The sequence below is a fragment of the Aeromonas sp. R4-1 genome (assembly GCF_040908325.1).
GTDB lineage: Bacteria > Pseudomonadota > Gammaproteobacteria > Enterobacterales > Aeromonadaceae > Aeromonas > Aeromonas veronii.
In genome coordinates this window covers 132,906-154,005 of record NZ_JBFODM010000038.1, presented here as the reverse complement: position 1 = coordinate 154,005, position 21,100 = coordinate 132,906, and the positions used below count along the sequence as shown (strand labels likewise).

Annotated in this window: 18 protein-coding genes; 9 read left to right on the top strand and 9 right to left on the bottom strand. The window is 53.8% G+C overall.

Annotated features, from left to right (window positions below; all coding sequences use genetic code 11):
* The coding region (locus AB5Y90_RS06235; protein ID WP_368166452.1) for a DUF4277 domain-containing protein at window positions 1–355 on the bottom strand (355 nt) is incomplete at its 3' end.
* A gap of 205 nt (window positions 356–560) precedes the next feature.
* Here AB5Y90_RS06235 and tcdA point away from each other — a divergent pair.
* Window positions 561–1,397 (top strand): tRNA cyclic N6-threonylcarbamoyladenosine(37) synthase TcdA, encoded by an 837-nt coding sequence (tcdA, locus tag AB5Y90_RS06230; protein ID WP_368166692.1) that lies wholly within the window; start codon window positions 561–563, stop codon window positions 1,395–1,397.
* A 21-nt stretch (window positions 1,398–1,418) separates the two neighbouring features.
* Here tcdA and AB5Y90_RS06225 read toward each other — a convergent pair whose 3' ends face one another.
* Together AB5Y90_RS06225 and AB5Y90_RS06220 are read right to left on the bottom strand one after the other, a co-directional pair.
* Window positions 1,419–1,853: a SufE family protein gene (locus tag AB5Y90_RS06225; RefSeq protein WP_307895918.1), complete on the bottom strand. Its 435-nt coding sequence runs from the start codon at window positions 1,851–1,853 to the stop codon at window positions 1,419–1,421.
* A gap of 13 nt (window positions 1,854–1,866) precedes the next feature.
* A complete protein-coding gene (locus tag AB5Y90_RS06220) occupies window positions 1,867–3,087 on the bottom strand; it encodes an aminotransferase class V-fold PLP-dependent enzyme (protein ID WP_307895919.1) in 1,221 nt (406 codons plus the stop codon).
* 181 nt (window positions 3,088–3,268) lie between these two features.
* Here AB5Y90_RS06220 and rep point away from each other — a divergent pair, with 181 nt between their 5' ends.
* Window positions 3,269–5,281 (top strand): DNA helicase Rep, encoded by a 2,013-nt coding sequence (gene rep / locus AB5Y90_RS06215; protein ID WP_368166691.1) that lies wholly within the window; start codon window positions 3,269–3,271, stop codon window positions 5,279–5,281.
* A gap of 2 nt (window positions 5,282–5,283) precedes the next feature.
* Here rep and AB5Y90_RS06210 read toward each other — a convergent pair whose 3' ends face one another.
* From AB5Y90_RS06210 to AB5Y90_RS06190, 5 genes are all read right to left on the bottom strand, one after another.
* Window positions 5,284–7,560 carry a putative bifunctional diguanylate cyclase/phosphodiesterase gene (locus tag AB5Y90_RS06210; RefSeq protein WP_368166690.1) on the bottom strand — a complete coding sequence of 759 codons (2,277 nt, stop codon included), beginning with the start codon at window positions 7,558–7,560 and terminating at the stop codon, window positions 5,284–5,286.
* An 84-nt stretch (window positions 7,561–7,644) separates the two neighbouring features.
* A complete protein-coding gene (locus AB5Y90_RS06205; protein ID WP_058056430.1) occupies window positions 7,645–8,100 on the bottom strand; it encodes a cytochrome c5 family protein in 456 nt (151 codons plus the stop codon).
* Window positions 8,101–8,297: 197 nt separating this feature from the next.
* Complete coding sequence (gene tdh / locus AB5Y90_RS06200) at window positions 8,298–9,326, bottom strand: L-threonine 3-dehydrogenase (protein WP_368166689.1); 1,029 nt, start codon at window positions 9,324–9,326, stop codon at window positions 8,298–8,300.
* Window positions 9,327–9,381: 55 nt separating this feature from the next.
* Window positions 9,382–10,572 (bottom strand): glycine C-acetyltransferase, encoded by a 1,191-nt coding sequence (locus AB5Y90_RS06195; RefSeq protein ID WP_368166688.1) that lies wholly within the window; start codon window positions 10,570–10,572, stop codon window positions 9,382–9,384.
* Between the two features lie 115 nt (window positions 10,573–10,687).
* Window positions 10,688–11,332, bottom strand: a complete 645-nt coding sequence (locus AB5Y90_RS06190) for a TetR/AcrR family transcriptional regulator (protein ID WP_005340848.1) — start codon at window positions 11,330–11,332, stop codon at window positions 10,688–10,690.
* A gap of 158 nt (window positions 11,333–11,490) precedes the next feature.
* On the opposite strand from AB5Y90_RS06190, the gene rfaD reads away from it, so the two are divergent.
* From rfaD to AB5Y90_RS06160, 6 genes are all read left to right on the top strand, one after another.
* Entirely contained in the window at window positions 11,491–12,450 is a 960-nt protein-coding gene (gene rfaD / locus AB5Y90_RS06185; RefSeq protein ID WP_368166687.1) for an ADP-glyceromanno-heptose 6-epimerase, read from the top strand.
* A 64-nt stretch (window positions 12,451–12,514) separates the two neighbouring features.
* Entirely contained in the window at window positions 12,515–13,696 is a 1,182-nt protein-coding gene (locus AB5Y90_RS06180) for a glycosyltransferase (RefSeq protein ID WP_368166686.1), read from the top strand.
* On the top strand, window positions 13,693–15,453 hold the full coding sequence (locus AB5Y90_RS06175; protein WP_368166685.1) for a polysaccharide deacetylase family protein: 1,761 nt from the start codon (window positions 13,693–13,695) through the stop codon (window positions 15,451–15,453). Before AB5Y90_RS06180 ends, AB5Y90_RS06175 begins: the two co-directional genes overlap by 4 nt.
* A 3-nt stretch (window positions 15,454–15,456) precedes the next feature.
* A complete protein-coding gene (locus tag AB5Y90_RS06170; protein ID WP_368166684.1) occupies window positions 15,457–16,665 on the top strand; it encodes an O-antigen ligase family protein in 1,209 nt (402 codons plus the stop codon).
* Window positions 16,662–17,327: a glycosyltransferase family 25 protein gene (locus AB5Y90_RS06165; protein WP_368166683.1), complete on the top strand. Its 666-nt coding sequence runs from the start codon at window positions 16,662–16,664 to the stop codon at window positions 17,325–17,327. Before AB5Y90_RS06170 ends, AB5Y90_RS06165 begins: the two co-directional genes overlap by 4 nt.
* Before the next feature lie 8 nt (window positions 17,328–17,335).
* Window positions 17,336–18,409: a glycosyltransferase family 9 protein gene (locus AB5Y90_RS06160; RefSeq protein ID WP_368166682.1), complete on the top strand. Its 1,074-nt coding sequence runs from the start codon at window positions 17,336–17,338 to the stop codon at window positions 18,407–18,409.
* A 27-nt stretch (window positions 18,410–18,436) separates the two neighbouring features.
* On the opposite strand, the gene AB5Y90_RS06155 is transcribed toward AB5Y90_RS06160, so the two are convergent.
* Window positions 18,437–19,498, bottom strand: coding sequence for a glycosyltransferase (locus tag AB5Y90_RS06155; protein ID WP_368166681.1), 1,062 nt, complete (start codon window positions 19,496–19,498; stop codon window positions 18,437–18,439).
* 236 nt (window positions 19,499–19,734) lie between these two features.
* Between AB5Y90_RS06155 and AB5Y90_RS06150 the strand changes: the two genes are divergently transcribed.
* Window positions 19,735–20,946 carry a 3-deoxy-D-manno-octulosonic acid transferase gene (locus tag AB5Y90_RS06150; protein WP_368166694.1) on the top strand — a complete coding sequence of 404 codons (1,212 nt, stop codon included), beginning with the start codon at window positions 19,735–19,737 and terminating at the stop codon, window positions 20,944–20,946.
* The last annotated feature ends 154 nt before the right edge of the window (window positions 20,947–21,100 follow it).

Below are 21,100 nucleotides of genomic sequence, written 5' to 3'. Positions count from 1 at the left end.
GCTCGACGACTTGCGCCGCCATCACCTGATACAAGGTGCTGACATCGGCGTCGAAGAGGGCATCGAGACAGCGCCCGAGCACATCATCATTGAGGTCATCAGCACAGATCCCGGGGCCGATCAGGCGCTCAACCGGCTTGTTAGCGAAGAATTGCGGGAACATGTGCAGGGTGCTGCTGTGAAAGCCCAGGCCGTTCACTATCATGGCGACCAGCGCTTGACCATGTGAGACCTTGAAAGGGGGCGTTTTGGGGAGCACGGCATCGATCATGCGGGCAATGCCCAGTTCTTGGCAGAGTGCGGCGACCAAACCAAGGTGATCGAGGTTACGGATAGAGATAGCGGGAGCGGCCATGATGATCTACCTGCAAAAGAGAGTAATAGATCAGAATGGCCGATCGCCGTCAAGCTTTGAAAAAGCCAAAATTAGGTGCGGAATGACGGTTTATTCCCTCTTCCCTGCCGTTTTCTCCATTTTTCCTCCTCGATTTTCTCCGGTTCTGCCATCGCCGCTGGCAGTGGTTGTCGCTATAATGGCCGCCCTCAAGCAAGGTGGTGGTATGAAAGCAGAATATCTACAGCGATTCGGGGGCATTGCCCGTCTTTATGGTCAGAACGCACTGCGTTCCTTTAACCAGGCTAAGGTCTGTGTTGTGGGGGTCGGTGGCGTGGGCTCCTGGGCGGCAGAGGCGCTGGCCCGTGCCGGTATCAACCAGATCACCCTGATCGATATGGACGATATTTGCATCACCAACACCAATCGCCAGATCCACGCCATGCAGGGTACGGTCGGTCGTCTCAAGACCGAGGTGATGGCCGAGCGCATTCGCGCCATCAATCCAGATTGCGAAGTGATCGAGGTGGACGATTTCGTCACCGCCGACAACCTGGCTGAGCATATCAAGCGGGAGTTTGACTATGTGGTGGACGCCATCGACTCAGTCAAGGCCAAGGTGGCACTGATTGCTTTCTGCAAGCGCAACAAGATCCCGGTGATCGTCGCGGGTGGTGCTGGCGGGCAGATGGATCCGACCCAAATCACAGTGGCGGATCTGGCCAAGACCATTCAGGATCCGTTGGCCGCCAAGGTGCGCTCCGACCTGCGCCGGTTGCACAACTTCAGTAAGAATCCGGCGCGCAAGTTCGGGGTAGAGTGTGTCTTCTCAACCGAACAGCTGAGCTATCCGGATGGCAATGGTGGCACCTGTCAGACCAAGGCAGCCAGCGATGGCACCATGAAGATGGATTGCGCCTCCGGCTTTGGCGCCGTGACGCCGGTGACGGCAACCTTTGGGCTGGTTGCCGCATCCCGGGTATTGAAGAAGATTGCCGAGCGGGGTGCCCGAGCCGAGAAAGAGGCCGGGAATGAAAACGCTGGGTCGATTGGCGAAGCCTAATCGACCACTGAACAATGCGGGTTAGACAACCCGCCCTCGGATCGCCAGCACGATCGCTCTGAGCCCGTTACCCCGTGACGGGCTCAAATGTTTCTCCAGCCCCAGTTCGATGAAATACCCTTCCATATCAAAAGCCTGGATCGCCGCAGACGATTGGTGGTTGAGTGCCGCCAGCACGATGACGATAAGGCCCCGCACGATGCGGGCATCGGAATCACAGGCAAAGTGCCAGCAACCATCCTCGCTTTGTTCTCCCTTCAGCCAGGCCTGGCTTTCACACCCCTTGAGGCGGAACTCCTCCTGCTGCCATTCGCCGGGTAGCGCTGGCAGCTGCTTGCCGAGCTGGATGATGAGCCGGTACTGATTCTCCCAGCCGTGAGCGGCGGCAAACTGCTGGCGGATGGTGTCGGCGTTGGGCTCAAGGCCAATCTGGGTATAGCTTGCGAGGTCACTCATTCGGTTGTCTGCCTTAGAAGAAGTCACTGAGTTTGTGCAGGGCGGCCAGCAGGGCGTCGACATCGTCCCGATTGTTGTAGCAGGCCAGCGAGGCGCGCATGGTGCCGCCGATCCCGAGCGATTCCATCAGCGGCATGGCGCAGTGATGGCCGACTCGCAGGGCGATCCCCTGCATATCGAGCAAGGTAGCGGCATCTTGCGGGTGGATATCATCCAGCAAGAAAGAGACCGCACCGGCGCGTTGGCCGGGTTCACCGATTAGACGTAGCCCCGGTACCTGCTGCAGGCCAGCGACCAGATAGTCGGTCAGGGCCTGTTCATGGTTGGCGAGCCATTGCCGGTCTTGCTCCATCACAAAGTCGATGGCGGCGGCGAGGCCGATAGCACCAGCGATATGGGGGGTGCCCGCCTCGAATTTGAAGGGCAGGGTATTGAAGGTGGTGCCGCTGAAACTGACCCGATCGATCATCTCGCCACCGGCTTGCCAGGGCGGCATCCGCTCCAATAGCTCGGTGCGGCCCCACAACACACCGATGCCGGTCGGGCCATAGAGCTTGTGGCCGGAGAAGGCGTAGAAGTCGCAACCGATGGCTTGCACATCCACCTCGAGATGAGCCACCGCCTGGGCGCCGTCGATCAGCGTCACGGCGCCAACCGCTTTGGCGGCCTCTACTATCTGGGCGACCGGATTGACGGTACCGAGGGCATTGGATACGTGGGCCACGCTCACCAGCCGGGTGCGTGCTCCCAGCATGGCGTGATAGGCGGCCAGATCGAGATCGCCCCGCTTATCGAGTGGGATAACCCGGATCACCGCGCCGGTACGCTGGGCGACCAGCTGCCACGGGACGATATTGGCGTGGTGCTCCAGCGTGCTGAGGATGATTTCGTCCCCTGTCTTGAGTTCGTTCATCCCCCAGCTCTGGGCTACCAGATTGATCGCTTCTGTGGTACCACGGGTCCAGATAACTTCGTGGCTGCGGGGCGCATTGATAAAGCGGGCGACCGTTTCGCGGGCGGCCTCGAAGGCACGGGTCGCGCGGCCACTCAGGGTGTGGGCGGCACGGTGCACGTTGGCGTTGTCGATCCGATAGTAGTGAGCGATGGCATCCAGTACCGCTTGCGGTTTCTGGGTGGTGGCGGCGTTGTCCAGATAGACCAGAGGGTGGCCGTTTACCTCCTGCGCCAAGGCCGGAAACTGGCTGCGCAGTTGGTCGTGCTGTTGCTGATTCATGCTCCCCTCATCATCTGGAAAAAGTCATCATCTCGAAAGGTCGGCCATGATCCTGAAAATAGCGCCCAAACACAAGGCGCGATAAGTCGGAATGGCGGTTGCCTGCCGTGCAGCAGGTACGGCTCGTCGGGTGATTTCTGGTACAATGCCGCCCCTCATCATAAGCCAAGAGATCCGGCCCATGAAGCTCAACCCCAATCAGAACGAAGCGGTCAAGTATGTCTCCGGCCCTTGCCTGGTGCTGGCGGGTGCCGGATCGGGCAAGACCCGCGTCATCACCAACAAGATTGCCTATCTGGTGCAGCAGTGCGGCTACAGTGCGCGCAACATCGCTGCGGTCACCTTTACCAACAAGGCGGCGCGGGAGATGAAAGAGCGGGTCGGCCAGACTTTGGGGCGTAAGGAGGCGCGGGGGCTGATGGTCTCCACCTTCCATACCCTGGGGCTCGATATCATTCGTCGTGAGCACAAGAGTCTGAATCTCAAGGCCAACTTCTCCCTGTTCGATGACACCGACCAGCTGGCGCTGCTGAAAGAGTTGACTGAAGACGAGCTCGACAACGACAAGGACAAGCTCTCGGCCCTTATCAGCCAAATCTCCAACTGGAAGAACGACCTTATCCTGCCTGCCCGCGCCATGCGCATCGCCCGTGGGCCGGAAGAGGTGCTGATGGCTCAGCTCTACGAGCGCTATCACCGCCAGATGGTGGCCTATAACGCGCTGGATTTTGACGACCTCATCGTGATGCCGACCCTGCTGCTCAAGAGCAATCAGGAGGTGCGTGAGCGCTGGCAGAACAAGATCCGCTATCTGCTGGTCGATGAGTACCAAGACACCAACACCAGCCAGTACGAGCTGGTGAAGCAGATCGTCGGCGAGCGGGCTCGTTTTACCGTGGTAGGGGATGATGACCAGTCCATCTACTCCTGGCGCGGTGCCAAGCCGCAGAATCTGGTGCTGCTAAGCGAAGATTTCCCCAGCCTCAAGCTGATCAAGCTGGAGCAGAACTACCGCTCCAAGCGGCGGATCCTCAAGTGCGCCAACATCCTGATCGCCAACAACCCGCACGTCTATGACAAGGCGCTCTTCTCCGAGTTGGATGAAGGGGTGAAACTCAAGGTGCTGTTCGCCAAGAACGAGGAGCACGAAGCGGAGCGGATCGCCGCCGAGATGATGGGACACAAGTTTATGAACCGCACCCGGTTCAAGGATTACGCCATCCTCTATCGGGGCAACCATCAGTCGCGCATCTTCGAGAAGGCGCTGATGACCAACCGGATTCCTTACCGTATCTCCGGCGGCACCTCGTTTTTCTCCCGCACCGAGATCAAGGACATCATGGCCTACCTCAAGCTGCTGGTGAATCCGGATGAGGACACCGCCTTCCTGCGGGTGGTCAACCTGCCGCGCCGCGAGATTGGCCCCACTACCCTCGAAAAACTGGGGCAGTATGCCAATCAACGTGGCAAGAGCCTGTTTGCCGCCAGCTTCGAGCTGGGGCTGGAGCAGCACCTTTCCGGGCGCGGACTCGTGGCCCTGCAGGCATTCACCAACTGGCTGGTGCGCCTTGGCGATCAAGCGCTGCGCGGCAATCCGGTGGAGGCGGTGCGGGACATGATTAAGGAGATCCACTACGAAGAGTGGCTCTACGAGACCTCCCCCAGCCCGAAAGCGGCCGAAATGCGGATGCAGAACGTCTCTACCCTCTATCGCTGGATCACCGAGATGCTGGAAGGGGATGAGCTGGAGGAGTCGATGACGCTGGCTCAGGTGGTCACTCGCCTCACCCTGCGCGACATGATGGAGCGCAACGAGGGGGAAGATGATGCGGATCAGGTGCAGTTGATGACGCTGCATGCCTCAAAGGGGCTGGAGTTCCCCTATGTTTACATGGTGGGGATGGAGGAGGGCTTGCTGCCCCACCAGACCAGCATAGATGAAGACAACGTCGAGGAGGAGCGGCGTCTCGCCTACGTGGGGATCACCCGGGCCCAGACCGAGCTGACCTTTACCCTCTGCAAGGAGCGGCGTCAGTTTGGCGAGTCGGTACGGCCAGAACCGAGCCGCTTCCTGCTGGAGCTGCCGCAGGATGACCTTGAATGGGAAAACCAGAAAAAGGTGACTGCCGAGGAGCGCCAGCAGAAGGGGCAGATGGCGGTGGCCAATCTGCGCGCCATGTTCAAGAAGGATTAACCCTAAGTGCTGGCCGGAGTGAGCAGCGGTACTATGTCTGTGCCCGGCATGGGTGGTGAGATATAACGTCCCTGTCCCATCCGGCAGCCAATATCGATTAGCTTCTGCAATTGCTGCTGGTTCTCTATGCCTTCCACCACCAGGGTGTAATCGAGATCCTGACAGATATCCCGCATGGCGCGGATCAGCGCCAAATCTTTGGGTGATTGCAGCATCCGCTGGGTAAAGCTGTCATCCACCTTGATGTAGTCCACCGGGAAGTGGAACAAGGCGTTGAGAGAGGAAAAGCCGGTGCCAAAATCGTCGAGGCTGATCTGGATGCCCTTGGCGCGCAGCTCGTGCAGCGAGGCCAGCGCATCGGAATCTTGCCGCGACAGCTCCCGCTCGTTGAATTCAAAAATCAGATAGCCGGGGGCGACCCCTTCCTCTTCGATAATTCCCATCAGTCGCATGATGTGGTCATGGTTGACCAGATGCTTGCCCGACAGATTGATGGCGACCTTGAACTTGCTCTGCCCGGAGATTGGCAGCCAGTTCTTCAGTTGCTGACAGGTGTGGCGCAGGATCTGGTAATCCAGCTCCAGTATCAGACCACACTGCTCCGCCAGCGGAATAAAGTCGAACGCATCTTTCAGAATCCCCTCCTCGGTCAGCCAGCGCGCCATCACCTCCAGTCCGGTCAGGCGGCTATCCTGCAGCCGGATCACCGGTTGGAAATAGGGGACGATACGCCCCTCCCGCAGGGCTCTGGCCAGCATCTCTTCCGGCGAATTCCAGTTCTGATTGATGCAATCATCCGAGTAGCTGACGATGCGACTGCGACCATTGCGCTTGGCCTGATACATGGCCAGATCGGCCTGATGGAGCAGCTGGCTGATATCTGAGGTTTGCTCGGATACGCTCGATACCCCCAGGCTGACGGTAATGCTCAACTCGTTGCCGAGTAGCCGGAACGGGTAGGAGAGGCGGCTGATGATGCGGTTCAGTACCGGGCTGATGTCATCGTCGCTCTTGCTGCTGTCCAGATAGATGACAAACTCGTCGCCCCCCAGTCTGGCCACCAGATCGTTTTGTCGGATACAGGTTTGCAGGCGGCGGCTCACCTCCTTGAGCAGCTGATCGCCAGCGCTGTGGCCGAGGGTGTCATTGATCTGCTTGAAATGATCCACATCGATAAAAATCACCGCGAATCCCGGCGATTTGTAGCGGTTGTAGTGGGTCATGGCGTGGTTGAGGTGGTTCATCAACAGCGCGCGGTTGGGCAGTTGGGTCAGCGGGTCGTGAAGCGCATCGAATTGCAGCCGCCGTTCCAGCTCCTGATGCTGCTTGAGCTGCTTTTGCAGCCTGAGGTTGGTCTGACGCAGCTGTTGCAGCCGCTGGTTGATGGAGTCTTCGGTATTGATGTCGTTGAGCTGCTGGCGGATCCGTCTCAGCTCCAGCAGCAGGGTGAGCTGACCACGCAGGAAGTCGAGAAACAGCTTGTCGTCGGTCTCCAGCGGTTGAGCCGTGCTGATGATGAAGTGGGCGAAGTACTGTTGTTGCAGCCGCAGCGGCATGCTGTGCCAGTAGCGTGACTCCCTGCTCACCTCGATATTGCTGGTGCTGTGGCACAAGCCGCTGATGAACTCGTCTCCCTGATGGGGATGGGCAGGGTAGATCTTTTCCAGCTTCTGACTGGTTAACCTGACCAGCAGCATGTCCTCGATGGTGAGCATCTGGCGCAGTACCGCTTCCAGTTGGGAGAAGAGCGCCTGAGCCGGCAGGGTATTGGCGAGTCGCATGATGCGGCTGATGCTTTCGATTTTCTTTTTCCAGTTCGGGTCTTTGCGGATCAGCGGCGAAGGCAGCTCGGTGAGATGGGATCCCGCCTGGGTTTCGGTCAGCCGTTTGGCCAGACACTCCAGCAGCAGACGCAGGGTCGGCAGGTCGGCGGGGGTGCCACGCGCCAGCAACCACTGTATCTGGCCATGCTCGATGGGGAAGACGCACCATCCTTCGGCCTCATCCAGCTGGGTGAGCTGATCGGTGATGCGGGACTGCTCCCGGCCCAGCTGTTGCTTGAAGATGTCGCTGACCTTGTAGGCGTAAAGCCAGTTCAGGCCGGTATCGGAGAGGCCCAGCATGCCGAAATGTTGTAGCGGGCAGAGTTGGTCAATCTGCTGGATCAGGGCATCGTAATCGTCAGATGTGGCGGTTTGTGGCGCCGGGAAGTCCATAATGGCAGAGACCAACGCCAACAGAGGAGTTGAGTAGTGGGATTCGATGGATTGGGCCGACATGTGCAACTCCCGATATGTCTACCTTACAAGAGTAGTCGGAAGCCGATAGATTGAAAGGGCCGCAATTGCGGCCCTTTCAAATACTTACAGCTTGTCGATCATGTAGTGGATGGCGTTTTCAATCTCTTCATCACTACAGTTCGCACAGGTGCCGCGCGGAGGCATCATGCCGGACTTGCCGGTAAAGCCTTCAATGGCATGTTTCTTGAGAGTATCAATGCCCTGGGCGATGCGAGGATCCCAGGCTGCCTTGTCACCCCGTTTGGGGGCACCAGCGGCGCCGGTGTCGTGACAGGCAAAGCAGGCGCCCTTGTATACCGTTTCGCCATCGCGGGGACCGGAGGAGGCGGTCGCAGCAGGAGCAGCACTCGCGCCGGCAATACCTTCCAGATCCTTGGCGGTATAGACCTGACCGATTGGTTTGATCCGCTCGGCAATGGCCTCCGGTGACATCTCATCGGCAGCAAGCACTGCCCCAGACAAGCTGGCGGCCGTCATCCCGACAGCCAGCAAATAGCTCAGTTTTTTCAACACGCTCATATACTCCCAGCAGTCTTTTATTATCCATGTAAACGACGGGATTATAACCGAATAGTTACAGCCATTTAAACGCTTGTGTGTGAAGTGTTAAACAGTCTGCGTACAAAGTTTTGGCCGATATCACGGCAATTTGGGTGGTGGAGATAAAAAGAAACCCGGCATTTGCCGGGTTTCGAGTAACCAAGGGGTGAAACGGCCTATTTATCCCAGCTCAGGATCACCTTGCCGGAGTAGCCGGAGCGCATCGCATCGAACCCCTGCTGGAATTCGTCGATGTGGAATCTGTGGGTGATGATGGGGGAGAGATCCAGCCCGGACTGGATCAGGCTGGCCATCTTGTACCAGGTCTCGAACATCTCGCGGCCATAGATCCCTTTGATAAACAGCCCCTTGAAGATCACCTTGTTCCAGTCGATGGCCATGGTGGAGGGGGGGATGCCGAGCATGGCGATCTTGCCGCCGTGGTTCATCTTGTCGAGCATCTCCTGGAAGGCGCTCGGGACGCCGGACATCTCCAGCCCCACGTCGAAGCCTTCGGTCATGCCCAGCTCGCTCATCACGTCGGCCAGCTTATCCTTGGCCACGTTGACCGCGCGGGTGGCGCCCATCTTGCGGGCCAGCTCCAGCCGGTATTCGTTGACGTCGGTGATCACCACGTGGCGCGCACCCACATGACGGCAGACGGCGGCGGCCATGATGCCGATGGGGCCTGCCCCGGTAATGAGCACATCTTCACCCACCAGATCGAAGGAGAGGGCGGTGTGCACCGCATTGCCGAACGGGTCGAAGATGGCAGCCAGCTCGTCCGGGATGTTGTCCGGCAGCTTGAAGGCGTTGAATGCGGGGATCACCAGATACTCGGCAAAGGCGCCCGGGCGATTGACGCCAACGCCAATGGTGTTGCGGCACAGATGAGTGCGCCCAGCGCGGCAGTTGCGGCAATGACCGCAGGTGATGTGCCCTTCGCCGGAGACCCGATCGCCGATGGCGAAGCCGCGCACCTCCTGACCGATGGCGACCACTTCCCCAACATATTCATGGCCGACCACCATGGGTACCGGAATGGTCTTCTGGGACCACTCGTCCCAGTTGTAGATGTGGATATCGGTGCCGCAGATGGCGGTTTTGCGGATCTTGATCAGCAGGTCGTTGTGGCCGAGCTCGGGGGCCGGCACATCCGTCATCCAGATGCCGACCTCTTTGTGCAGTTTGGAGAGTGCTTTCATGGCTGTTCCTTCAATATGAATGCAGAAAAAAGGGGCTGCAGCCCCTTGATTCAAATCAGATAACGCCGAGTTCACGGCCGATGCGGATAAAGGCGTCGATCGCCTTGTCCAGCTGCTCGCGGGTATGGGCGGCAGACATCTGGGTGCGAATGCGGGCCTGACCCTTGGGCACGACCGGGAAGGAGAAGCCCACCACATAGATGCCAGCTGCCAGCATGCGGCTCGCCATTTCGGAGGCGAGTTTGGCATCCCCCAGCATCACCGGAATGATGGCGTGGTCGGCGCCTGCCAAGGTGAAACCGGCTGCGCTCATCCGCTCGCGGAAGTAACGGCTGTTCTCTTTCAGACGTGCGCGCAGGTCGTGACCTTCCGCCAGCATGTCGATCACCTTGATGGTGGCGGCGACAATAGAGGGGGCCAGCGAGTTGGAGAAGAGGTAAGGGCGGGAGCGCTGACGCAGCCAGTCGATCACCTCTTTCTTGCCGGAGGTATAGCCGCCGGATGCGCCGCCGAGCGCCTTGCCCAGGGTGCCGGTGATGATGTCGACCCGATCCATCACGCCGCAATATTCGTGGGTGCCGCGACCGTTTTCGCCGATAAAGCCGACGGCATGGGAGTCATCCACCATCACCAGCGCATCGTATTTGTCGGCCAGATCGCAGATGGATTTGAGGTCGGCGATGACGCCATCCATGGAGAAGACACCGTCGGTGGCGATCAGCTTGAAGCGGGCGCCATCGGCGTCAGCCTGCTTGAGCTGGGCTTCCAGCTCGGCCATGTCGTTGTTGGCGTAGCGATAACGCTTGGCCTTGCACAGCCGCACGCCGTCGATGATGGAGGCGTGGTTGAGGGCATCGGAGATGATGGCATCTTCGGCGCCGAACAGGGTCTCGAACAGACCGCCATTGGCATCGAAACAGGAAGAGTAGAGGATGGTATCTTCGGTGCCGAGGAAGGCAGACATCTTCTGCTCCAGCGCTTTGTGCTGATCCTGGGTGCCACAGATGAAGCGCACCGAGGCCATGCCGAAGCCATGGCTGTCGAGTCCCTGATGGGCGGCAGCGATCAGATCCGGGTGGTTGGCCAGCCCAAGATAGTTGTTGGCACAGAAGTTCAGTACCTGCTCACCGCCGACGGCGATGTTGGCCTGCTGGGCGGAGGTGATGATGCGCTCCTGCTTGTACAACCCTTCAGCTTGCACCTGGTTCAGTTGCTCGGTCAGGTGACGATAGAATCCGTTAGACATCCTCGATCCTTAGTGGCTATTTCAGCTGCGTATCAACAGAGGGCGACATTTTACTGCAATCTGTTGCGGTAAATTCAAATGATTGTGCTGATATTCAACAAATGTGAAACAGATCTCACCCAGCTGGTTGGGCCAGCTGGCGGTAGTGCTGCTCCAGCTGCTGGATCTGTCCGGCAACCTGGGGTTGCACATAGGGGCGCAGCAGGAACAGCACCTTCAACACGCCCTGATAGAGCAGAGGTTTGGTGATGCGGGTGTTGGGGGCCTGGGCAATCTGGAAGGGGATCCAGCAGGTCACCACCATCTTGATGGTCTGTCCCAGATCCGGTAGGTCTTCATCGCTGACATCTATGATGCCCCCTTCGCGCAGGCTTCTGAGCAGCGCGACCACGGAGGATCGCATCTGCTCCTGGGCCTTGAGGTACTTCTGTTGCAGCGGCTCGTCACGGCTCAGGATGTCCGGCAGGTTGGCGTAGAAGAAGCGGAACTGCCACATCAGATAGAAGATGGCATCGAGATAGCCCATCAGATCCTGCAGGGTGATTTCACGGTTGCGGGTCGGCACGAAGCTCTCGCTCAGGTGACGGGCATACTGGTCGAAGATGGAGTGGATGATGTCTTCTTTATTGCGGAAGTGGTAGTAGAGGTTGCCTGGGCTGATACCCATGTGCGCCGCAATATGGTTGGTGGTGATGTTGCGTTCACCCTGATCGTTGAACAGCTCGGTCGCGCTGTGAATGATCCTGTCTCTGGTTTTCATCACTCATTCCTCCAACAGGTTCCGCTCGGGGCAGTTTTGAACAAGGTCGAATCCCCGGACGGCCCGTGATAAACTTTTCGGCAATTTCAAATTGGCTCACTATACACAGCTTTAACAAGCAGTCACATGTAGCCATCAACGTACGAGAGGCAAACTCCATGATCGTAGTAACTGGCGGTGCTGGCTTTATCGGCAGCAATCTGGTCAAGCAGCTGAACGCTCAAGGACGGACCGATATCGTGGTCATTGATGACCTGACCGACGGCACCAAGTTCGTCAACCTGGTCGATCTGACCATCGCTGACTACATGGACAAAGACGAGTTTCAGGCTCGCATCGTCTCCGGTGACGAGTTTGAAGAGTGGGACAACGGCATCGAGGTGATCTTCCACGAAGGCGCCTGCTCTGCCACCACCGAGTGGAACGGCAAGTTCATCATGGAGGTCAACTACGAGTACTCCAAGGATCTGTTCCACTACTGTATCGAGCGTGAAATCCCGTTCATTTACGCCTCTTCTGCCGCGACCTACGGTGGCCGCAACGACAACTTCATCGAAGATCCCAAATTCGAACAGCCGCTCAACGTCTACGGCTACTCCAAGCAGCTGTTTGACCAGTACGTGCGCCGCTGGATGCCGGAGATCAACTCTCAGGTCGTTGGCCTCAAGTACTTCAACGTCTACGGCCCGCGCGAGCAGCACAAAGGCTCCATGGCTTCCGTCGCCTTCCACCTCAATACCCAGGTGAAGAAGGGCGAGAATCCCAAGCTGTTCGAAGGTTGCGACGGTTTCCCCAACGGCGGTCAGATGCGTGACTTCATCTATATCGACGACGTCTGCAAGGTAAACTTGTGGTTCTGGCAGAACCCGCAGCATTCCGGCATCTTCAACTGCGGTACCGGCCGTGCCGAGCCGTTCCAGAACGTGGCCGAAGCCGTGATCAAGCATCATCAGAAGGGTGCCATCGAGTACATTCCCTTCCCGGATCATCTCAAGGGTCGCTACCAGAGCTTCACCCAGGCTGACATGACCAAGCTGCGCAGCGCAGGTTATGACGCCGAGTTTAAAACCGTTGCCGAAGGGGTTGCGGATTATATGGCTTGGCTCAACCGGGCCTGATTATTCGCTTTTGCGGAATGGCCGCCAATGAGGCGGCTTTTTCATTATTTCCTATGTGGTTAGCATGAAGAAAAAAGTCTTATTTATAATGGAAACATTGGGCGGAGGAGGCGCCGAAAAGGTCCTTATTGAAACGCTTAAGCGTTTGGATTTTAGTAAATACGCTATTACGCTGCTGTTATTAAGGCGTGAGGGTGTATATTTATCTCAAGTTCCGAAAAATGTAAAAATAGAATTTCTGTTACCGACCGAACCATCGGGGTTGTTTCAGCGTAGAATTTTTTTCTCTATTAAAAAACGCTGGTGGAATTTCGTTCTAAATAGCAAGTGGTTAGCAAATATCGTATTTAATGAACGATATGATATTGGTATCGCATTTTTGGAAGGGAATAGCTCTCTGTTGTTATCTCACCTGAATTCTGTTGTTCGAAAGATAGCATGGGTCCATATAGACTTGTTGTGCCATCAAATTCTTTCCAGAAAAGTTGAGCGTACCGTTTATAAAAAAATGGATAACATTGTCTGTGTCTCTAAAGGTGCACAGAATGCATTATTGAAATTGTATCCTGAAGTGAAACCATATACTCACGTGGTTTATAACCCTGTTGATATAGAAGGCATAATGCGGAAAAGTCATGAGCCTATTACGAGTGAGGGGCAAATAAAAGTTATTGCTATTGGACGGCTATGCAATGCCCAAAAAGGATTCGACATATTACTGGCTGCTCATAAAATAAATATTGATGCAGGGGTTAAATATCACCTTACTATTTTGGGAGAAGGTGATGATAGAGCTGGGTTAGAGTCATTTATCAATATTAATAATATTGGTGATAGTGCGAAATTACTTGGGTTCAAGGAAAATCCATATCCATATCTTGCTGATAGCGATCTATTCGTTATGTCCTCACATTATGAGGGTTACCCGGTTGTACTCGTAGAGGCAATGGCGTTGGGGAAGGCCATTGTATCGACAGATTGTACTGGACCTAATGAAGCTCTCGATGGCGGAAAATATGGTGTTCTCGTTCCTGTCGGGGATGCAAATGCGCTTGCATTGGCAATACGAAAAATGATTGAAAATAAAAAAACGCTATCAACATATAGTTCCTTATCGAAGGAGCGAGCCAGGATTTTCAATCTCCGAGAGAGTATGAGGCAGATCGAGCAATTATTAGATGGGGAGAGCAAACTTCCTTCCAGTTGCACTCTTCATTCGAGTCTTGTTGACGGAGGTGTAGGGTGAATATATTGATGGCACTCTCCCAGCTCGAGGTAACGGGCGCGGAGGTCTATGCCACGACGGTCGGTAACGAACTGACCCGGCGTGGTCACAACGTCTTTTATGTGTCAGATACCTTGACCAAACCGACCCTTGGCCCCGTCTTCAAGCTGAGATTCAACAAGCGCAGTATTCTGCGCCGTTTCTGGCACGTCTTTTACCTTATCTACCTCATCAAGAAACACCATATCCAGTTGGTGCATGCTCACTCCCGCGCCTCAGGCTGGAGCAGCTATGTGGCCTGTAAGCTGACTGGCACCCCGATGATCACCACGGTACATGGGCGTCAGCCGGTGCACGCCTCGCGCAAGGCCTTCCATGCTCTTGGATTCAGGGCGGTTGCCGTTTGTGAGGATATTGCCCGGCAGATTGTCGACAATCTGGGGGTCGATCCCGCGATAGTGCAGGTGCTGCGTAACGGTATCGAAACCGACAAGTTCCAGCCTGTGCCTGCGCCGGACAATCCAAAGCCGGTGATTGCCATCATTGGCCGTTTGAGCGGCCCCAAAGGGGAGCTTTGCTACCGCCTGCTCGACGAAGTGCTCGATCTGGATGCCTGTCGGGTGCGGATTGTCAGCGGTACCAAGGTGCCGGAGCGCTTTGCCCGTTTCGAAGGGCGCGCCGAGTTTGTTGGGTACGTCGACGATGTCCCCGCTCTGCTGGCGAGTTGCGATCTGGTGATCGGCGCAGGTCGGGTAGCGATGGAAGCACTGCTCTGCGGTCGACCCGCCTTTGCCATTGGTGAAGCCAGGGCCATCGGTCTGGTGAGCGAGCAGAATCTGGATGAGGCGCTGGCCAGTAACTTCGGTGACATTGGTCCCAAGGATCTGGCCATTGATTTTGCGGCCCTGAAGGGAGAGATCGAATCTGCCCTGGCCAGCAAGACGGTGCCGGAAGCCATTCGCCAACGCATTCAGGATCAGTATGGCTTGCAGGGGGTAGTATCCGGCCTCGAAACCATCTATCAGGATGCCGTAGTCGAAACCCTGCGCCGCGAGATGCCGGTCATCATGTACCACCGTTTTATCGAGCAGGATAGCGAGAAAGGGGTGCACGGCACCTGGATGCCGATCGCCATGTTCGAGAAACATTTGCGCCTGATGAAGTGGCTCGGCTACGAAACCCTGACCTTCCGTGATCTGGCTGACAAAGGCTTTATCCACCGTCTGCAATATGGCAAGAAGTACCTGATGATCACCGCCGATGATGGCTATCAGGACAATCTGACCCGCATGCTGCCGCTGCTGGAAAAATATGGTTACAAAGCGGTGGTGTACGTGGTCACCGGTGAAGGCTATAACCGTTGGGATGTGGAGCATCCGACCAATCCGGACACCAAGGTTTCATTGATGAGTTGTGAGCAGGTCAAGGCGCTGGCTGCCAGCGGTCATGTGGAAATTGGTGGTCATACCCTGACTCACCCCCGCTTGAGTCAACTCACTGCCGAACAACAAGCCCATGAAATTCAGGATAATAAACGCCAACTGGAGGCCCTGCTTGGCCATCCGCTGCTCTCGTTTGCCTACCCTTACGGAGATATGAACGAGAGTGCCAAGGAGCAGGCTATCGCCGCCGGGTATCGTTTTGCCGTTGCTACCAATAGTGGCCCCAAAGCAATGCACCAGGACCCTTTTAAGATCCGCCGGATTGCTATCTTCCCCCGCACTGATGTGTTCGGGTTGTGGCGCAAAATTCGCGGGAACTATGTATTTAGGAAGTGATTTATGCCACCAGTAATTCAGGTCTTTTTTGATCGCCTGACCACAGTGCTTTTTTCTGCCACGTTGGCATTTACATTTTGTGGACTTTTTTTGTTGCCAAATGGTAAGGGTATTCTTGCTAATATGTTGGTTATTTCGATTGCGATCGGAGTTATAAATCTGATTATTGGTCGGAAGTGGGATATAGGACTACGGGATAGACGTATTCTCTGGCTATTTTTTGGATATGCCGCATTTATTTTAATAAACCGTCTCATTCATGGTGATCAGTATGGAGTTATGCGCAGTCTTGGCTATGTCTCCTTATTCGGGCTTTTGGTACCAAGAAAAGAGATCGTTCTAAGAGTAAGCCGATACGCCATCATGGCGGGTGGGGTTGGCATGGGCTTTATCAGCCTGTGGCAACAGTTTCATGGCATCTATAGGGTTGAGGGATTTACCAATGCAATACTATTTTCACAGGCAAGCTTGGTGATAGCACTACTGGCTTGGGGCATGCATAAAGAAAGATCTCTGCTTAGTTGGGAGAAAGGTTGTGCGTTGTTATCTATCTTGATGGCGCTCTACAGCCTCTATGCTTCGCAGAGCCGCGGTGTTTGGCTGGCATTTATGACGATTGTTGGTTTGATTGTGCTTGTTAAGGCGATGAAAAAACCGCTCAAATATATTGTTTTTTTGCTTCTGATATTGAGCGGAGGAGCAGTTTTTTACAATCAGAGTTCAGTATTACAAGAACGAGTACAAGCCAGCATTTCTGATATCAGTAATGCAGAGAAGGGCGTTTATGGCACTTCTTGGGGATTACGTCTGGTCGCTTGGCAGGGGGCATGGCAAGGGTTTCTAACTGCCCCCGTGTTAGGGGTTGGTACTGATGGATTTGATGTAACGAAACAGGCTTTGGTTGCATCCGGTGTCAGCTCTCCTTTGTTACTAGATCCCGCCCTAGCCCATTCCCACAATCAATATATGCAAAACTTGATCATTCGTGGTGCCGTTGGTTTTAGCGCGCTTCTACTGTTCTTTGGGTGGCCAATGTGGTGGGCGATACAACGTTGGGGTGTGAGTTCGGTTGGGTTATTATTACCACTTTCTTTTGCCATCAATAGCTTGAGTGATGTTCCATTTGAGCATCAAAATACATTGTTTCTCTACACGTTGGGATTGGTATATATCTGGTTCCAAAATCAAGATAATCATAGAGGTTTTCGATGATTCCAATTTTCGTAATCAGCTTGTTACGAAGCCATGAGCGGCGAGCAGCCATTGAGAAGCAAATGGCTCATGCAGGCTTATCTTTTACATTTTGGGATGCTGTAGATGGAAAGCTATTAGGTAATGATGGTTTAGCTAAGGTAGATCTAAATGCAGCGGAGGCATTTTGTGGCCACTCTTTAAGCTTGGGTGAAATAGGTTGTGCGTTAAGTCATATCAGCCTCTATGAGATGATGGTAAAGAACAATATAGATAAAGCTATCATATTAGAGGATGATATATATATTCACATGCATTTTAAGAGTGTTGTGGAGGAGGCTTTGAAAAAATCTAGTTCAGAAATCATCTTCATTCATCATGGAAAGGCGAAACAGTGGCCATGGGCACGAAAGTTACCAGAGGGATATCGATTATCCCGTTATCTTCGGCCTAGTAAAAATTCCAATAGGGGTATTATATCCACCGCTGGATATATATTGACATCAGAAGGTGCGCGAAAATTATTACATTGTGCTTATCCAGTAAGAATGCCATCTGATTATTTGACTGGTCGGCTTCAGTTGAACAAATTGAATGCATCAGGTATTGAACCATGCTGTTTGGATGTCGGGTTGTTTGATACGACGATTGATGATCGTGATTATGGTCAACATATACAATAATAGAGGTGATGACTGTGATTAAAACCTTGCAATTGTGGAGAGATGCGCTTCGTCGCAAGCTTGGCATTTTACTATTTGATCACCACTCATCAGTGATATCACCATCGAATGGGGCTACTGTTTTTGTGAGATGGGATGCGAAGCTTGGTGATGCAATCGTCTCTTCTTGGGCGGCAAGAGAGATTAAAAATGTATTTCCAGATAGGAAGGTTTATATCATAACCACCTCCGCAATGGCACCTTTGTTTCGAGATTTTTTTAATTTTGATAATGTTTTTGAGATATCAAAAAGGGCTAGCTATACCGAGCTAAAAAAGCTAGCAAAAGAGTTGGGGGACGTTGATTACCTCATTCATTTTAGTCAAAAGATGAAGATGAAAGATCTTTATTTTGTTTCTCACGTTGGAAGCAAGAATGTCGCGGGAATTGATGATGAGCTTGATTGTGTTAATATAAAGTTGGGCAAAAAAACAGCTGGCATGCACTTCTCAAAGAAATTTAAGGTGTTGTTGGAGTATATGGAAATTGTTAACCCTGACACCAGTTATATAGTGCCTTATTTCAAAGATTCTGAGGATAGGGTTGGCTCTTGGTGGCCAAGTCATAAAACGTTGTGCTTCAATCCATATGGTAGTGGGGCATCCCGTTGTTTCAGCGTTGAGAAAACCATAGCTCTAATAAACACAATGCTTGCTTCATCAAATTACAACATTTGTCTATTGTACCCGCCTGGTCGTGAGAAGGACGTAGAACGCATAATATCTCATGTTTGTGACCCCGCCAGGATTCTCATTGATCATGAAAAGCCATCTTTGGCTGCGCTCTTTGCACAGGCAAGGCATTGTGCCGGTATGGTGTCTGTAGATACTGCTACTGTGCATATTGCAACAGGTTTGAATAAACCAGTTCTTGGTATTTATAATGATAATTTCGGGATGCCGGAGAATGTAGAGTGGCATCCAAATAATCATCGCTCAAGAGTTATCTACGCAGAAACCAGGTCTGCACAACAAGACGTAAACTTTATAAACGTTGCTGAATTTGAAATGGTATTTAAAAAGTGGGTGGCTGATTATCTATAGAGAGTTGGGGTTTTCCCCAACTCTTTTTCATAAAGATATAAATTCTTCGGTAACTCTTTCACTAGAAAAAGGTTGATAATAGTTTGAATTAACGGGGATTCTTCTTCGATCCATGCTTGTAATTGCTATGGCCAGTTCACTGATGTCTTCCATCGGTATTAAAAATTTATCGAGTGGTGTTGTCAATATTTCAGCAGGCCCAGATGGACAATCCACACTGATAACCGGTGTATAGCAGATAAGTGCTTCAATAAGCACAGTTGGTAGCCCTTCTGCATCTGATGTCAGGATGAGTGCTTGGGCAGCCTTGATATAGGGATAGGGGTTCTTCTGAAAGTCGATGATCTTCACCTTGCTGGCAAGGTTCATCTCTTCGATCATGGCTTCAATGTGAGGGCGTCGCTCCCCTTTGCCCATCAGGACGAGTGGTGTATCAACGCCGCTTAGCTGATATGCCTGCAAGAGACGATCGTGGCGTTTTCGTTCTTCGAAGGTGCCGACATGGATAAAATACTTGTCGAATGGCTTGCTGAAAGGCTCATTAGCCAACGCCTGAATTTTCTCGATATCAAACGGATTGTAGATAACCTGACACGATTTAGGGGTAGCTTTGACATTGTGCAAAATGTCGTCTGCTATACCACGGGACACACAGATCAGTTTCTTGCCATTATAGAAGCGCTTGAATTTTTCATATCCTTTGGCATTGTCTTTGGCAAAACCGGTGACATTACCATGGATCCAGTAATAGATATTCAGTGTTTCAGGCAGGTGCCTGGTAATTTTGTCACATGAACATGAGATGATGACGTCAGGTGAAATATCTTTGATTTTTTTCAGGATCAGTGACGCTTGTATCTTTTCAACCGCCATATTGGATATGGCTTTGGTCAGTTTTGTGACAATGCCAAGATTAAGCGGATGAATATTTTCAGGCAACGTATGATCTATTTTTTCCCGTAAGGTAAACAAGGTTACATCTGTACCGGCATCTTTTAGCAATGATGCGGTATTGAGCAAAACCTTTTCCGCACCACCACCATACAAGTCTTCAACAATGAATAAAAACTTTTTAACTGGTGGGGTCATAACTGCTCCGCGGGTCTCATAACTGACTGGTAAATCTACTAAAAATGTGAATCGTAAACGAGCAAAATCAGGTGGCAACTGTTAAAGTCGTTAGCAATTTTTTCAATAGGTATGGATCAATGATTGGTCTTAGTGGGCGCTACCATAACGCATTATTCGCGGCCTGTATATTTGCCGGGCTGCTGCTCTCCTGGTTGTTTTCTGTTAATCAGCTCCTCACTGGCGACCAGACCCAGATGCTCTACAAGGGTTACCTTGGAGCCTATGAGGGGGTCTGGCTCAGCTATGGTAATGCAGCGAGTGCGGTGGGCAATGTGCCGGGCAGCTTGTCGGCCTGGCTGATTGGCGGGCCGCTGCTGCTGTGGGACTCTCCCTATGCCCCCATGGTGTTGCTGCTGGCGATGCGGCTGGTCGGGTTCCTGCTGTTTGATGCGGTGATCCGCCAGGTGTTTGTTGACCCCGTATCGAAGGGCAATGCGCGGTTGCTGTTTCTGGTGCTTTGCTGGCTTAACCCCTGGTTCCAGTACGAGAGTTTGCTCTACAACCCCTCCTATCTCTTCCTCTTCTCGGCCATGCACTGCTGGTCGGCCTGGCATATGCGCGAGCGGGCCTCCTTCTGGCACATGATTGTTCACCTGCTGGCCATCGGCATGGCGATGCAGTTGCACTACTCCTGGCCGCTGTTGGCGGTAATGTCCACCTATCTGTTCTGGCGCCGCATTCTCAAGGTGAGCTGGAGCGGGGTGGTGGTGGCTACCCTGCTGATCGGTGCCTCCCTGATCCCTTACGCCATGGAAGTGATGAGCAACAGCCACATCACCCAGAACGTCGATCCCGAGGCGCGCCAGCGCTATATCGGCTGGGGGCTGGTGCATGTCTATCCGGTGCTGAAATCGGTGATTTACTGGCTGCGCTACGGCTCCTGGCTGTTTGCCAGCAAGCTGGTCAACGATACCCAATTCATCTGGCTGGCGGGGAACGAATATCTGCAGATGGCCGCGATCTGGCTGTGGCGGCTCGTGATTTACGGGATGGGCTCGGTGACCGTATTGCTGGCAGCCAAGGCCAACTGGCAGTTGTGGCGCGAACTCAAACCGCGTCTGCTGCGCAGCGACCGTGCATCCGTGGACGGCACGAGCTGGCTCGGCCTCTATGCTATGGCGGCCGTATTGGCTGTGCTGGTGAGTGCGGCGCTCTCGCCCATCATCTTCAACTACTGGCACCTGATGCTGATCTTCCCCTACGCCCTGTTCCCGATCCTGCTGTTGCTGGTGCGTTGGAGCCGTCGTTATCCGCAGTGGGTTGGCAAGGGGCTGCTGGCAGCAACTTTGTTCTGCACCGCGGTGAACCTGATTGCGGCGAGCGACAGCACCAAGTTCTCCTATCAGGCTGACTACAAGCTGCAAGTGCAGGAGTATTTGCATGAGATGAAGCTGCAGCCCAAGTAATTAGGGGGAGTGCGGTCAGACGAAGGGAGGCGTAATGCCTCCCTTTGTTTTTTCCGTAGCTCAATAAGCGGGTTGTGGTTGCCGGTCATCGCTGGTGGCGTAGCCGACCTGCTTTGGTGGGCATTGCATCAGCTGCAAGGGCATAGCCGGAATG

Excerpts from the sequence above, each read along its gene's own strand:
- AB5Y90_RS06150 (WP_368166694.1), top strand. The coding sequence starts at position 19,735 with ATGCTCTACAAGGGTTACCTTGGAGCCTATGAGGGGGTCTGGCTCAGC.
- AB5Y90_RS06210 (WP_368166690.1), bottom strand. The coding sequence starts at position 7,560 with ATGTCGGCCCAATCCATCGAATCCCACTACTCAACTCCTCTGTTGGCG.
- AB5Y90_RS06160 (WP_368166682.1), top strand. The coding sequence starts at position 17,336 with ATGACTGTGATTAAAACCTTGCAATTGTGGAGAGATGCGCTTCGTCGC.
- AB5Y90_RS06205 (WP_058056430.1), bottom strand. The coding sequence starts at position 8,100 with ATGAGCGTGTTGAAAAAACTGAGCTATTTGCTGGCTGTCGGGATGACG.
- AB5Y90_RS06195 (WP_368166688.1), bottom strand. The coding sequence starts at position 10,572 with ATGTCTAACGGATTCTATCGTCACCTGACCGAGCAACTGAACCAGGTG.
- AB5Y90_RS06190 (WP_005340848.1), bottom strand. The coding sequence starts at position 11,332 with ATGAAAACCAGAGACAGGATCATTCACAGCGCGACCGAGCTGTTCAAC.
- AB5Y90_RS06220 (WP_307895919.1), bottom strand. The coding sequence starts at position 3,087 with ATGAATCAGCAACAGCACGACCAACTGCGCAGCCAGTTTCCGGCCTTG.
- AB5Y90_RS06170 (WP_368166684.1), top strand. The coding sequence starts at position 15,457 with ATGCCACCAGTAATTCAGGTCTTTTTTGATCGCCTGACCACAGTGCTT.
- tcdA (WP_368166692.1), top strand. The coding sequence starts at position 561 with ATGAAAGCAGAATATCTACAGCGATTCGGGGGCATTGCCCGTCTTTAT.
- AB5Y90_RS06155 (WP_368166681.1), bottom strand. The coding sequence starts at position 19,498 with ATGACCCCACCAGTTAAAAAGTTTTTATTCATTGTTGAAGACTTGTAT.
- rfaD (WP_368166687.1), top strand. The coding sequence starts at position 11,491 with ATGATCGTAGTAACTGGCGGTGCTGGCTTTATCGGCAGCAATCTGGTC.
- rep (WP_368166691.1), top strand. The coding sequence starts at position 3,269 with ATGAAGCTCAACCCCAATCAGAACGAAGCGGTCAAGTATGTCTCCGGC.
- AB5Y90_RS06165 (WP_368166683.1), top strand. The coding sequence starts at position 16,662 with ATGATTCCAATTTTCGTAATCAGCTTGTTACGAAGCCATGAGCGGCGA.
- AB5Y90_RS06225 (WP_307895918.1), bottom strand. The coding sequence starts at position 1,853 with ATGAGTGACCTCGCAAGCTATACCCAGATTGGCCTTGAGCCCAACGCC.
- AB5Y90_RS06180 (WP_368166686.1), top strand. The coding sequence starts at position 12,515 with ATGAAGAAAAAAGTCTTATTTATAATGGAAACATTGGGCGGAGGAGGC.
- tdh (WP_368166689.1), bottom strand. The coding sequence starts at position 9,326 with ATGAAAGCACTCTCCAAACTGCACAAAGAGGTCGGCATCTGGATGACG.